Genomic DNA, 14389 nt, shown 5'->3' on the forward strand with positions numbered 1-14389 from the left:
TGTATATTGTGATTGCGTCATTTTAAAACTCATGCTTTATACCCACTTTCTTTATTAGCATTTTCGTTTTCTTTGTTAACTTCATCTGTAGATAAATCTTCATCTCTATAGACACGAGATTCATCAATTGGGCCATTCACAGCGCCATGAAAACCATAAATTTTTCGTTTGCCAGAATATTCAATGAGTTGAACTTCTTTCTCATCACCCGGTTCAAAACGAACGGCTGCGCCAGCAGGAATATCCAGTCGTTTACCATAGGCTTTTTCATGGTCAAAGTCTAGCGCTGGATTCGCTTCGAAAAAGTGATAATGTGAACCAACTTGTATTGGTCGATCCCCAGTGTTTTTCACATTAAGTAGTGTGGATTTATGACCTTTATTTACTTCTATTTCTGTACGTTTAACTATAATTTCGCCAGGTTTCATAATATAAATCCTCCTTTATACGATTGGGTGATGGACGGTAATCAATTTAGTTCCGTCAGGGAATGTCGCTTCAATTTCCATTTCTGTTAGCATGTCGGCAACGCCTTCCATTACATCATCTTCACTTAATATTTGTTTCCCGTAACTCATCAGTTCTGCTACGGTTTTCCCATCTCTAGCACCTTCAAGTAGTTCAAAACTAATTATAGCTACTGCTTCTGGATAATTTAATTTTAAACCGCGTTGTTGTCGTCTACGTGCTAAATCTGCAGCTACGACTAACATCAACTTATCTTGTTCACGTTGTGTAAAATGCACGAGCTTCACTACCTTTCAATTATTTATATAGTGTACGTTAATTATGTCCGCTATATAATGATATGCCGATTAGTATTCAACTACAAGAATAACCCCTTGTAAGCGTGAAAAAATAAAAATATTAATTTTATTACGGACGATATTTATCTCTTTAAATTTAGTGGATATTAATATATTATTATTTAAGTCAAAGTATATAGAAATCAGGTGACCATGTGGACGCTATTCGGATAATATTGAAGAATATTGCGCAAGTATTATTACTGAACAATTCGTGGACGGGATTGTTTGTTTTAGCGGGTATTTTTGTAGGTAATTGGAAAGTGGGGCTAATGGCTTTAAGTGCAAGTGTCATTTCGTTATTGATCGCAAAACGCACGAATTATTCAGAAGAGGAAATTAATACGGGATTGGCCGGTTTCAATCCCGTACTTACTGCGATTGCATTAACATTATTTTTAGTGCCAGAATGGTATAGTGTGGTTATTGTATTATTGGCGATTATTATAACAATGCCTATTGGTTCGGCATTTAGAGAGTTTTTCAAACCATTTGGTGTGCCAATGTTAACAATGCCATATGTATTCGTAAGTTGGGTTGTATTGCTCATGTCATTCCAATTTAAATTTGTGAACGCAGATGTTAATATTTTGCCAAATACAGTTCGAGAAATTAAGTTTTCTGGTCATAGTGTCGACTTTATAAGTGCATTTTTAACGGGGTTCAGTGAAATCTTTTTACTTAAAAATATGATTGCAGGTATATTAATTCTTATTGGTATTTTTATTGCTTCTAGAAAAGCTGGTACATTTGCAATTATTGCAAATATTATAGGTTTTGCAGCAGTAACAGTACTTGGTGGCAATCACGACCAAATTAATGATGGTTTGTTTGGTTATAATGTCATACTTACAGTGTTAGCTTTAGGTATAGCGTTTAGTACTAGGATTCCACGTTATATAAGTATTGTGTTAGGTATTCTGCTAACTGTCGTATTACATGCAGGCATGACTACGTTATTAACGCCATTTGGCTTGCCGGTATTTACATTGCCATTTATTATTGCTACGTGGATTATGTTATTCGCTGGTAATCAAATGAAAGAACAACAAATAGAGTGATATAACATTAAAATTTAAAGCAATATGGTTGAAAGTGTAGTTAACTCTATTGTTATAATTTTTAAAATATAAATTTCTAATTGATTTTAAGAGTGATTTTTTAGAAAGAAGGAATATAAATGAAAAAATTAGTTGTATTGTTTGCAACTGCAGCAATTACTTTAGCAGGTTGTAGTGGATCTGGAACTCAATCTAAAGGAAACACTTTGGACATTGAGTTACCTCTAAAAACAACTTCAATCGCCCCTTATGAAACAGACGTACCAGTGAAAATTGGTGCAGCAGAATCTTTGTTTAAAGCATCCGCAGAAGGAAAAGTTCAAAAATTATTAGTTGAATCATATAATCAAAAATCACCAACCCAACTAGATTTAAAATTAAAAGATGATATTAAATTCCAAAATGGTAAAAAGGTGACTGGTAAAGCAGTGAAATCTAGTTTGGAAGAAAGTATTGAGAAAAGTGACTTGGTAAAAGGATCGCTTCCTATCAAGGACATTAAAGTAGACGGACAAAATGTTACGATTACGACAAAAGAAGCATATCCTGAATTAGTTTCAGAGCTTGCTAGTCCATTTTCAGCAATCTATGATACTGAAGCAGAGGGCGATGTAAATAAAACCCCTGTTGGTACTGGGCCGTATCAAATTAAAGACTATAAGCAATCTCAAAAAATTAAGTTAGATCAGAATAAGGACTACTGGCAAGGTAAACCGAAACTAGATCATATTAATGTTACTTATCAAGAGGATGGTAACGCACGTACGAGTGATTTAGAATCAGGTAAAGCAGATGTCATTACAGATGTACCTGTTGAAAAAGTAAAAACGCTAAAAGAGAGTAATGAAACAAAAGTATCAAATGTTTCAGGATTTAGAACAGGATTACTCTTATATAATCATACAAGCGATAAAATGACGCAACCTGTACGAGAAGCACTCGATAAAGTAATAGATCGTGAAAGCATTGCTAAAAATGTGTCTAAAGGCCATGCAGAACCAGCAACGGGTCCTTTCAATACAAAATTGGATTTCATAGAGAATCAACAAGTACAAAAACAAGATATAGATAAAGCGAAAAAAATAATGGAAAAAGAAGGCTATACAAAAGAACACCCATTACAATTAACAGTTTCAACGTATAATGGGCGTCCAGAGCTTCCGAAGATTGCACAAGTCATTCAATCAGATGCTAAAAAGGCAAATATTGATATTAAATTACGTAATGTGGATGATATCCAAGGTTACCTAAAAGATCAAAGTCAGTGGGACGCATCACTTTATAGCTTTGGTACGATTCCAAGAGGAGACACAGGTTATTTCTTTAACCAAGCGTATAAACCACAAGGTGCGATTAATGCGGGTAATTATGATAATGACAAAGTCACTGGGCTAATAAATCAATTTAATAAAACAGTAGATACAAATGAACGTGATCGTTTAACGAACGAAATTATTGATATAACTAGCAATGATTTAGCAAATAGCTATATTTCATATAATGATAATATCGTCGGTATGAGTAAAGATGTAGAAAACTTAAAAGCAACACCTGAAGGCGTCTACCTTATCGATTATAAAGTAGATAAAAAACAATGATATTAAAAAATATACTTTCTAGAATTGGACAAATGATCATTGTATTGTTTGTCCTTTCTACTATCACTTTTATATTAATGAAGCTTACGCCAGGAGACCCAGTCGATAAAATTTTACATTTAGATGTGGCTAACGTTTCAAGTGAACAAATTGAAACGACTAAACAAAAATTAGGTTTAGATCAACCCGTAGTCATCCAATATGTTCAATGGTTAGGTCAAATTGTGCAATTGAACTTTGGTACGAGTTATCAAACGGGGGAACCTGTAATCAATGAATTGATTTATTATACGCCACCTACGGCATTTATTGCTGTTCTGACTATCATTATCGTTTTTATTGTAGCAGTACCATTAGGTATTATCGCAGCGAAATACTATCATACTTGGATTGATACATTGATACGTATCATTACATCTTTTACTGTGAGTATACCTTCCTTCTTTTTAGGAACATTGTTAATTTATGTATTTGCTCAAAAACTCAACTTACTTCCATCATCTGGATTAGATTCGCTATCAGGGTACGTCTTACCTGTGATAGCACTTAGTATAGGGATGAGCGCCTATTATGTCAGATTAATGCGTTCTAATTTAGTAGAATTGTACCAATCTAAAGAAGTAGAAGCGGCACGACTCAGAGGGATGTCTGAACGTTATATTTTATGGAAAGATTTGTTTAAACCTGCTATTATACCAGTCGTTACAGTCTTGGGTATGTCTATAGGGAGTCTTATCGGAGGCACGGTTGTTATTGAAAACTTATTTAGCATACCAGGTATTGGTCATTTCCTTGTTGATAGTATTAGAGCAAGGGACTATCCTGTCGTGCAAGGGGCAGTCCTTATGATTGGTTTCCTTGTAGTTCTAGCTAACACAATCAGTGACTTACTGTTATTATGGCTAGATCCAAAACGTCGCTACAACAAAAAGCGTAAAAAGACTAAAGTAGAGCGTCAGGATGGTGAGATGTAATGAAACATATTGATAAATACAATCTCATTTTCTATGTTTTTGCCCTCTATCTCATCGTAATTATAATAGCGCAATTTTTTGTTTCAACTCATAGTGCGTTAGAAGTACATTTAGGTAATGCTTTGGAAATGCCAAGTTTGACCCATTGGTTAGGGACAGATGACTATGGTAGAGATCTATTGTCGAGAGTTATCGTTGGGGCAAGATACACTTTACTTATCAGTTTGATTACATTACTCGTTACGGTAATTATCGGTGTCCCACTTGGACTGTTAGCAGGCTACAAAAAGGGCATCGTCGATACAGTGATTATGCGTTTAATTGACATTGGACTAAGTATTCCAGAATTTGTATTGATGATTGCATTCGCCAGCTTTTTTAAACCGAGTATTTGGAATTTAGTCATCGCGATTACAATAATTAAATGGATGACATATACAAGGCTTACGCGTTCTGTAGTAAGTAGTGAAATGATGAAGCCGTATATACAAATGGCTAAGTTATTCAATGTGCCAACGCGTACAATTATTTGGAAGCATTTTTTACCACAAGTTACACCATCTATTATTGTGCTGATGACTGTGGATTTCGGTAAAATAATTCTTTATATTTCATCATTATCCTTTTTAGGACTAGGTGCGCAACCACCTTCACCTGAATGGGGAGCAATGCTTAATGCTGGACGTGACTATATCAGTTCTTATCCATTACTATTAATTGTTCCAGCAACTTTAATTACACTAACAATTTTATTATTTAATTTGGCTGGTGATGCGTTACGAGACAAATTATTAAAAGGGAAGCGTGATTTGGATGACTAATATACTCGAGATATCTAATCTATCAATCAAAGATAATTCAGGAACTGAACTCATCCACAATATCAATCTAGGGCTAAAGCAAAGTAAAGTGAATGTCCTAGTTGGTGAAAGTGGTTCAGGGAAAAGTTTAACTGCCAAAGCACTCGTTCAACGTGTACCACGCGCATTAGATATGGAATTCGATGCGTTATATTACAAAAATCAAAATGTCGGAGATGTGCGTACCTTATTGGGCAAAGATATAGGCTTTATTTCACAAGACTATACACATAGTTTTAATGATCATACAAAATTAGGCAAGCAACTTATGGCTATTTATAGAATGCACTATAAAGTTAAGAAAGCGGTGGCAAAGCAATTTGTCATCAAAGCATTACAATGGGTAGATTTAGTACCTGACCAAGTCATGGAACGCTACTGCTTTAGTTTATCCGGAGGACAACTTGCTAGGGTACAAATTGCGAGCGTATTGATGTTAAATCCAGAAGTTATTATCGCTGATGAACCAACCTCATCATTAGATGCGATAACGGGTTATAATGTAATGAACTTAATAAAACATTTAGCGGAAGTGCATCAAGTGACGTTATTAATAATCACACATAATTTATCCCATGTTTTAGATTTTAGTGACTGGATTAATGTGATACGTCATGGAGAAATGATAGAGTCTAATCATGTTAAAGCATTTAAAAATCACAATATAAAACCTTATAGCCTGGAATTATTTGATTCCCGTAGCCAGCTAAGAAGGGAGAATGTTTATGATTGAAGTAAAAGGAATAAACTTTAAATACGATCAAGAGATTATTTTAACTAATATTAACCTGACTATAAAAGAGGATGAAATTATTGGGATCGTAGGTGAAAGTGGTTCAGGGAAGACGACTTTAGCACATCTCATGCTAGGTTTACTTCAACCGACTCAAGGACAAATTATCACACATGGATTAACATTATTACCTATATTTCAGCATGCGTATGATAGTTTTAATCCGAAATTTAATATGGAGAAATCTTTAGCAGAGCCAATAAAATATTATAAAGGCACGGTTACGAGTGATGTGCATCGAAGAATGAAATCATTGATGACATTTATGGAATTAGATTCTAAGTTGTTGGATAGATTGCCTGATGAATTAAGCGGTGGACAATTACAACGATTTAACACAATCCGCACACTGATGTTGGAACCAGATATGCTCTTATGTGACGAAATTACTGCTAGCTTAGATGTTATTGCAGAGCAAAAAATGATAGAAGTGCTAAAAGATTATCATCACAGAACACAAAAAGGCATGTTGATGATTTCGCATGATATTGCCTTTTTAAATCATTTGGTTGAAAGAGTCATTGTAATGAAAAATGGTGGGATTGTAGATGATTTTAATATAGATGATTTATTTAGTGATCAACGACATGAATATACAAAACAGTTACTTTCTATATATTAAGAAAGTAACTGTTTGTTTATATAGCATTTACAATCATTTAGAATTTCAAATAGTAATTCTTTATATATTATTGTGTTTAATACAACTTCCTGTATAATTTAAAATACGATAAAAAAAGGGGACATAAAACAATGAAGAAACTATTATTACCTTTGTTAGTGTTGGTACTTGTACTTGCAGCGTGTAGCAATGGCTCAGAAGACAAGTCGTCTAAAAAAGATAGCGAAAAAACAACTTACAAACAAGACTCAGGAGATAAAGTGAAAATACCTAAAAATCCTAAGCGTATTGTCGTTTTAGGTGCAACATATGCAGGTGGTTTAAAACAACTTGATGCGAATATTGTAGGAGTTGCGAATATCGTTGATGACAGTAAAGTATTAAAAGAAAAATTTAAAGATGTTGAGAAGGTAGATGCTGAAAATGTAGAAAGTGTCGCAAAACTCAAACCAGATTTAATCATTACTTATAATACAGATAAAAACTTGAAAAAAATGAAAAAAATAGCGCCAACTGTCGCTTTTGATTATGCAAAACACGACTATAAAGAACAACACTTAGAGTTAGGGGAAATTGTTGGCAAAGAAGATAAAGCTCAAAAATGGGTTGAAGACTGGGAGCAAAAAACAAAAGATGATGGTAAAGAAATCAAAGATGCCATTGGAGCAGATACAACAGTGTCTATCCTCAAAGACTTTGATAAAAAAATCTATGCACTAGGTAAGACATATGGTCATGGTAGTGAGATTTTATACGATTCATTTGGGTTGAAAATGCCGGAGACAGTAGAAAAAGCAACAAAGAAAAATGATTTAGCAGATATCTCAGAAGAAGAGCTTCCTGAAATGGCTGGCGATTATGTTGTGACGCCTGTAGCAAAAGGCTCTGACTTATCATTTGAAAATAAGGAAATTTGGAAAAATACTGAAGCGGTACAAAACAATCACACATTTAAAGTAGACGAAGGTATTTATTGGTTGAATGATCCATATTCATTAGAATATGAACGTAAAGATCTAAAAGAGAAATTATTAAATAGCAATTCATAACGAGAAGAACATACTGAAAGGACTTTTTATTTATAAAGCCTTTCAGTATGTTTTTTTGTTTAAAAAGTAAGTTGCTGTCACTATATGATGAAGTTATTAAAAGTGTTTAATTGAAAAAATATAATCAAGATGTTACAGTAAATGCAATATTTTAAAGACAAGGAGGATTAAAATGACAGCTTCTATGAGACTTCGCTAGAATCTTTTTGAATCATAATCATAATAAATTCAAAAAGGTTTAGTTCACGCCACATTCTCATAGGGTGAAGTATGTCATTTTTTCCTAATAAGAAGATAATGTATTAATAAATCACTATTACTGAAATATAGTAGATGTCATTAATATATTATGTGAATGAGATAGGAGAAACCTGTCTTATTTTTTTGCGTGCACTTCCTTTTATTAATAAGGAGTGTATATCAATGATGGAATATACAATTAAATTTAATCAAATAAAACACTATTTAACAGATTTTCGTTCTTTAGAAATCGAAACGCTACATGCGTATCAATTTGAAAAAATAGCGTTAATCGGAGCAAATGGTACAGGTAAGACAACGATATTAAATATGATAAATCAAACTATTAAACCAGATTCAGGTACGGTAGAAGTCAATGGTGACATGCAATATTTTAAACAACTAAGTATGGAGATAAACAGTGATTTTAACCAATTAAAAGGTGATGTGTTAAGTCAGCTCAAACTTCCAATGCATACGACAGATAAAATGAGTGGGGGAGAAAAAGCAAAGTATAAATTAGCTAATATTATATCAAATTATAGTCCCATTTTATTATTAGATGAACCAACGAACCATTTAGATAAAAATGGAATTGACTATTTAACTGAGACTTTAAAATATTACTATGGAACATTAATAATGGTTACTCACAATAGAACGCTTATAGATGACATTGTAGATACAGTTTGGGAAATACAAAATGATGGGATAATAAGGGTGTTTAAAGGGAATTATAGTCAATATCATGCTCAATTAGAGCAAGAATCTATTGAACAGAATCGTCAATATCAACAATATCAAATTGAGAAAGCTAGACTAACCAGAGCGAGTGAAGAAAAACATAAACAAGCGCAAAAATACGGAAAAGTAACATCTAAACAAAAAAATAAAAGCATTAAACCAGATAGGTACAGTGCTTCTAAACAAAAAGATACAGTTGAGAAAGCAGCACAGAAACAGGCGAAACATATAGAAAAGCGATTAGAACAAATGAAAGAAATAGAAAGACCTAGACAGCAATATGATTTTCAATTTCCTCAAAGTAAAGTTTATGAAGTGCATAATAATTATCCAATTATTGCTCAAAATTTCACACTAATAAAAGAAGATATTCCGCTCCTTAATAATACACGATTTCAAATTCCATACGGTTGTAATATTGCAATTATTGGTGATAATGGGGTAGGTAAAACTTCTTTGTTTGAAGCGATATATCATCAAGAAGAAGGGATTGATTGTTCACCAAAAGTGCGTATGGCCTATTATCGTCAACTTAATTATGAAGAAATGCGAGAAGTTTCACTATTACAATTTTTAATGGAAGAAACCGATACGCAAGAACACTTTGCTCGAGCTATATTAAATAACTTAGGATTAAATGAGGCGCTTGAGCGTTCATGTAAAGCTCTAAGTGGTGGTGAAAGAACAAAATTATCTTTAGTTGTGTTATTTTCTACTAAAGCTAATATGTTAATCTTAGATGAACCTACTAATTTTTTAGATATAAAAACATTAGAAGCATTGGAATTATTTATGAATTCTTATCCGGGCATCATTTTATTCACTTCTCATGATACAAAATTTATTGAAAACGTGGCAGATAAAAAATGGGAATTAACAAAACAAGCGATTTATGATGTAACGTAAGGCTATAAAATGCGCAGCAAAATAAATATAGATATTAGATAAGGGTTAGGGGGATGTTATATGGAACAACAGCAAAAAATAAATAATTGGGTTGAAATGACAAAATATGTTCACTATACAGAAACATTAATAGAGAAGACATTAAAACAGCAATATCATTTAAGCTTAAAAGAATTTTATGTACTATACGAAATTTATAAAGCAACAGGAAAAAAATATAAAATGAATGATTTAATCAAAATTGTAGATTTGAGTCAAAGCGCAATGTCGCGGTTAATCGTTAGGATAGAAAAAATAGATCGACCTCTCATTTTTAGACAAGAATGTATTGATGATCAGCGGGCTATGTACATCTATCTAACTGAAGAAGGATTAACAATGACTAAAAAGGCATTGGACACATATGAACAATTGATTGAAAAGATAGACTTAACGCATATTCGTAAACTTACACAAATTGATGGCGATTAATTCAGTAGATTTTATCTTCAGTGTTATAACCTAGGAAATAGTACTTGCACTATAAATATAAGCAAAATGTAAGTGGTTAAGGATTACATTGTTTAAAGCAGATGATTAATGACTCATATAGAGCAAGATATGATATGGTGAGTAAAAATAGGGAGCGTGTTAATATGGATATACAATCAGCATAGCTAAATTTACCAGTAAACGATCTTAAAGCAAGCGAAGTATTTTTTAGTGCAATTGGCTTTGAAATTCAGCAAAATGGTGCTGTTTTAGATAAAATGAGAGGAATTCAAACAATTGATAATAAAATTATCATGCTTATCGAACATAGCCAATTTAAAAAAGCAGCTCACCTTTCTAATATAGGCTCAAGTGAAGCATTAGTTTCTATTTCCGTATCCCAGTCTCAAGATGTTGATGCTTTATTAAATAAAGCTGAAGAAGCAGGCGGTAAAGTATTGCAGAGCGGTACGATGCTAGAAGGTTTTTATGGTGGTTTGTTTAGTGACATAGATGGTCATTTATTTAATGTTGTAGTGATGTAGAGTAAGTGAAACACAGATACATTGTTAGGGTGGATAACGAATTTGGAAGGATGTATACCGATGATAAAAGCAATTGCAGTAGACAAAGATGGAACGTTATTTAAATCCAATCATACTTTTGATGAAATATATTTTGAAAAAATATTTGAAGAAGTAACGAAACGTAATATGAAATTTATTGTAGCAAGTGGTAATCAATATGCCCAATTAAGATCATATTTCCCAGGAAAAGAAGCACAAATCACGTACGTAGCAGAAAATGGCGCTGTTACATATGTTAATGATACGTTAGTGTCTTCCTCACATTTTGATCAACAACTTACTTTTGATATTTTGCAGACAATTATGGTGGATTATAATATCTCTGATGTTATAGTAAGTGGGGTTAAATCAGCATATGTTAAAAGTGATTGTAGCGATGAATTCATGAATTTTATTACAAACTATTACTATGATATTGAAAAAGTTGAAAACTTTAGTGATATCAAAGATGATCAATTTGTTAAAGTTGCGATGAGAATTAAAGATGACAATATAGTAAAGCAAGTTAAAGCTGGTTTGGAAAGTGAATATGCTCATGAAATACGTGCTGTGACAAGTGGTGCTGAGAGTGTGGATCTTATTTTACCAGGAGTGAATAAAGGTGTAGCGATTCAAGCACTTTTAAATCAATGGGGAATAGAGCAAAACGAATTATTAGCTTTTGGAGATGCTAATAATGACTTGGAAATGCTTGCTTTGACGACACATAGTTATGCTATGGCAAAATGTAGTCCAGAACTTGAAAAAATAGCTCAAAACCGTGCGCCATCTAATGATGAATCTGGTGTATTACAAGTGATTGAAAGTTACTTAAATCAAGAAGGATAAAGAAAGAATAGAAATCTAAAATCATTGATTGAAATTCTAAAAAATAAAGGAAGCTTCCAAAAATAAAATGGAGGCTTCCTTTATTTTATATCTATTATTTTATAATTAACACAGGGAGGTTCGCGCTGTTAGCAATCTTATGAGTGACATTCCCAAGGACATTTTTAATGTCTGGTTTTGCACGTTTATTACTCATGACGATGATGTCATATTGGTTTTCTTCCACTTCTTGTAGAATAGATTGCTTGATGTATCCTGTACTAAATCTCACGCGAACGTTTAAACCGAGATCTTCTAATTTTTGAACAAATGGATCAAGTTTTTTGCCTTTTTCGTTAGCCAATTCTTCAAAATGTTTACCGTCATAGCGTACAGAAGTTTGTAAGTCTCCTTCAGAAATAACATTAAAAATTGTGATTTCAGCGTCATCTACGCCAGCAGTTAAATTTTTTAGTTCTTTCGGAACGTTATCGAATGTGTTGCCAAAGTCATAAGCTAATAGTATTTTCTTGTACATAATAGCGCCTCCTTTATTATTTACATACCCTAATAAAAATAATGTAATATGATTTTAAATTAATTGCTAAATTTTATACATCTAATCCTATAATATCACTTATATGCCCATAACCTTCTGTTTTAAGATATTTTGCTAAGTTTTTATTTAATTTTTTAGTTAGTCCTGGCCCTTCAAATACTAAAGCACTATAAAGTTGTACGAGTGAAGCACCGTGACGCATCATTGTAATGACGTCATTTGTATTAAATATACCGCCAGTACCAATAATTAAAAACTGACCATTTGTTTGTTTATAAGCATAAGAAATGAGTTCTAAATTACGTTCAAATAGTGGTTTACCACTCAAACCACCAGTTTCATGACGGTTGTTTGAATGTAACTGGTCACGTTTTTGAGTTGTATTAGCTAAAATGATGCCATCAAAAGTTTCAACGATAGGGTTTAACATACGCCCTAAACTGTCTAAATCAAGATCTGAAGTCAGCTTAATAAAAATTGGAACGTTGATATCGTGACTGTCTTTATAAGATTGAATTGCGGAACAAAGTTGTGAGAATTCATCTTTGTCATGGAAGCTTTGTAAATTCTTAGTGTTAGGCGAGCTAATATTCACAGTAAAGAAAGTTACATCATTTCTAAATGTATCGATTACTTTAATATAATCTTCATAACGTGATTCATAAGCAGTAAATTTATTCACGCCCACATTCAAACCTACAGGTACTCGATAGCTGTACTTACGTAAATTGCTAAGCGCCTTATTCATCCCTAAATTGTTAAACCCCATACGGTTAATTAAAGCATTATCCTCAACTAATCGGTACATACGTGGTTTAGGATTACCAGGTTGTGGTTTAGGTGTAATACCACCGAGTTCTATAGCACCAAAGCCAGCTTTTTCTAAAGCTTTAGGGACTTCACAAGATTTATCAAAGCCTGCTGCGAGACCAATAGGATTGTCAAAATGAACCCCTTGAATTTCTTGATGTAATAGCGCATGCTCATAATGGAATAATTGTTCAACGACTGGTAATAACTTGGAATGTTTTTGCACGAATTTAAGTGCGTCGATCGTCATACCATGTGCTTTTTCAGGATCATATTGAAATAAAATCGGTTTAATTAGTTTATACATGAGATTATCACTCCGTTAATCGAATTTTATTAGTACTGAAAATATGTATTTAAGCCAAAAGTAAATTTATATTGTTGACTATATTGAAAATGATGTCTTTAATAGACTAGCATTTTACTGAATATATGCCTAGAGTAAATCAAGATAATTTTAAGAAGTGTCACATAAAACGTATGGAAATAAGTATTATTGATTAATAAATGTTGAAAACGGTAATAATTAAATAGCGATATTATAGTCAATAGTTATGGAGGGATAAAAATGAAACAAGAATGGCAAGTACAACTTCCATTAAATTATATAGAATCTATATCACCGGTTGGTGGTGGAGATGTGAATGAAGCATTCCAAGTGAACACACCAGATGAAACTTATTTTTTACTCGTACAACGCAATCGTAATGAAGATTTCTTTGCAGCAGAGATTGCAGGTTTAAACCTTTTTGAACAAGCTCAAATTACCGCGCCTAAGGTGGTTGGAAGTGGAGAAGTTAATGGCGATGCTTATTTACTATTATCTTTTTTAGAGGAAGGTACGACTGGCAGTCAAAGTGAATTAGGACAGCTTGTTGCAAAAATGCATAGCCAACAACAATCATCAGGAAAATTTGGGTTTAATTTACCTTATGAAGGCGGAGATATTTCATTTGATAATAGCTGGACAGATTCATGGACGACATTATTTGTGGAACGCCGTCTGGATCATTTAAAAGATGAATTATTACGGTTGAAATTATGGACAGATGACGATACTCAAACATATAAACGTGTACGTAAGGTCATTATAGATGCACTGAATAAGCATACGAGTAAACCTTCCTTACTGCATGGAGACTTATGGGGAGGCAACTATATGTTTTTAGAAAATGGTTCGCCTGCGCTATTTGATCCGGCACCATTATATGGTGATAGAGAATTTGATTTAGGTATTACTACTGTGTTTGGTGGTTTTACACAAACATTTTATGATGAATATAATAAGCATTATCCATTGAGCGATGGTGCGGAGAAACGCTTAGAATTTTATAGACTTTATTTATTAATGGTGCACTTAGTAAAATTCGGAAATATGTATGCGAGTAGTGTTGATCGTTCAATGCAAAAAATTTTAAACGATTGATATAAGTAATTGCACTTTGTGAAACTCAGAAATAGCAAACGACTGTTAGCTTTGATGTGAAAGCTAACAGCCGTTT

General features: G+C 33.0%; 15 protein-coding genes and 1 pseudogene. 12 read left to right on the forward strand and 4 right to left on the reverse strand.

Features of this window, described 5'->3' with window-relative positions:
• Positions 1-29 precede the first annotated feature (29 nt).
• Both M4L39_RS09455 and M4L39_RS09460 read right to left on the reverse strand, forming a co-directional pair.
• On the reverse strand, positions 30-428 hold the full coding sequence (locus tag M4L39_RS09455; RefSeq protein WP_277581782.1) for an urease subunit beta: 399 nt from the start codon (positions 426-428) through the stop codon (positions 30-32).
• Between the two features lie 15 nt (positions 429-443).
• Positions 444-746, reverse strand: coding sequence for an urease subunit gamma (locus tag M4L39_RS09460; RefSeq protein ID WP_057513484.1), 303 nt, complete (start codon positions 744-746; stop codon positions 444-446).
• A gap of 215 nt (positions 747-961) precedes the next feature.
• Between M4L39_RS09460 and yut the strand changes: the two genes are divergently transcribed.
• The 11 genes and pseudogenes from yut to M4L39_RS09515 all read left to right on the forward strand — a co-directional run bounded on the left by yut (position 962) and on the right by M4L39_RS09515 (position 11539).
• Entirely contained in the window at positions 962-1867 is a 906-nt protein-coding gene (yut, locus tag M4L39_RS09465; protein WP_277581783.1) for an urea transporter, read from the forward strand.
• Between the two features lie 119 nt (positions 1868-1986).
• Entirely contained in the window at positions 1987-3465 is a 1479-nt protein-coding gene (gene nikA / locus M4L39_RS09470) for a nickel ABC transporter substrate-binding protein (RefSeq protein ID WP_277581784.1), read from the forward strand.
• The gene (nikB, locus tag M4L39_RS09475) at positions 3462-4439 is read left to right on the forward strand and encodes a nickel ABC transporter permease (protein ID WP_277581785.1); all 978 of its coding nucleotides are present in this window, start codon (positions 3462-3464) and stop codon (positions 4437-4439) included. The genes nikA and nikB overlap by 4 nt, the downstream gene beginning before the upstream one ends.
• Positions 4439-5260, forward strand: coding sequence for a nickel transporter permease (gene nikC / locus M4L39_RS09480; protein ID WP_277581786.1), 822 nt, complete (start codon positions 4439-4441; stop codon positions 5258-5260). Before nikB ends, nikC begins: the two co-directional genes overlap by 1 nt.
• Positions 5253-6032, forward strand: a complete 780-nt coding sequence (locus M4L39_RS09485; RefSeq protein ID WP_277581787.1) for an ATP-binding cassette domain-containing protein — start codon at positions 5253-5255, stop codon at positions 6030-6032. Before nikC ends, M4L39_RS09485 begins: the two co-directional genes overlap by 8 nt.
• A complete protein-coding gene (locus M4L39_RS09490) occupies positions 6025-6714 on the forward strand; it encodes an ABC transporter ATP-binding protein (protein ID WP_277581788.1) in 690 nt (229 codons plus the stop codon). The genes M4L39_RS09485 and M4L39_RS09490 overlap by 8 nt, the downstream gene beginning before the upstream one ends.
• Positions 6715-6845: 131 nt before the next feature.
• On the forward strand, positions 6846-7763 hold the full coding sequence (locus tag M4L39_RS09495) for an ABC transporter substrate-binding protein (protein WP_277581789.1): 918 nt from the start codon (positions 6846-6848) through the stop codon (positions 7761-7763).
• A 423-nt stretch (positions 7764-8186) separates the two neighbouring features.
• Positions 8187-9653: a ribosomal protection-like ABC-F family protein gene (gene abc-f, locus M4L39_RS09500; RefSeq protein WP_277581790.1), complete on the forward strand. Its 1467-nt coding sequence runs from the start codon at positions 8187-8189 to the stop codon at positions 9651-9653.
• 60 nt (positions 9654-9713) lie between these two features.
• Positions 9714-10124, forward strand: coding sequence for a MarR family winged helix-turn-helix transcriptional regulator (locus M4L39_RS09505; protein ID WP_277581791.1), 411 nt, complete (start codon positions 9714-9716; stop codon positions 10122-10124).
• A 200-nt stretch (positions 10125-10324) separates the two neighbouring features.
• Positions 10325-10669 (forward strand): annotated as a pseudogene (locus M4L39_RS09510) (VOC family protein); the annotation flags it as partial.
• 60 nt (positions 10670-10729) lie between these two features.
• Positions 10730-11539: a Cof-type HAD-IIB family hydrolase gene (locus M4L39_RS09515; protein WP_277581793.1), complete on the forward strand. Its 810-nt coding sequence runs from the start codon at positions 10730-10732 to the stop codon at positions 11537-11539.
• Positions 11540-11633: 94 nt separating this feature from the next.
• Here M4L39_RS09515 and M4L39_RS09520 read toward each other — a convergent pair whose 3' ends face one another.
• A complete protein-coding gene (locus M4L39_RS09520; RefSeq protein WP_277581794.1) occupies positions 11634-12056 on the reverse strand; it encodes a universal stress protein in 423 nt (140 codons plus the stop codon).
• A gap of 73 nt (positions 12057-12129) precedes the next feature.
• Positions 12130-13194: a quinone-dependent dihydroorotate dehydrogenase gene (locus M4L39_RS09525; RefSeq protein ID WP_277581795.1), complete on the reverse strand. Its 1065-nt coding sequence runs from the start codon at positions 13192-13194 to the stop codon at positions 12130-12132.
• 261 nt (positions 13195-13455) lie between these two features.
• On the opposite strand from M4L39_RS09525, the gene M4L39_RS09530 reads away from it, so the two are divergent.
• The gene (locus M4L39_RS09530; RefSeq protein WP_277581796.1) at positions 13456-14313 is read left to right on the forward strand and encodes a fructosamine kinase family protein; all 858 of its coding nucleotides are present in this window, start codon (positions 13456-13458) and stop codon (positions 14311-14313) included.
• The last annotated feature ends 76 nt before the right edge of the window (positions 14314-14389 follow it).

Origin of the sequence: Staphylococcus equorum, from assembly GCF_029531845.1 — a bacterium.
Taxonomy (GTDB): Bacteria; Bacillota; Bacilli; order Staphylococcales; family Staphylococcaceae; genus Staphylococcus; species Staphylococcus equorum_C.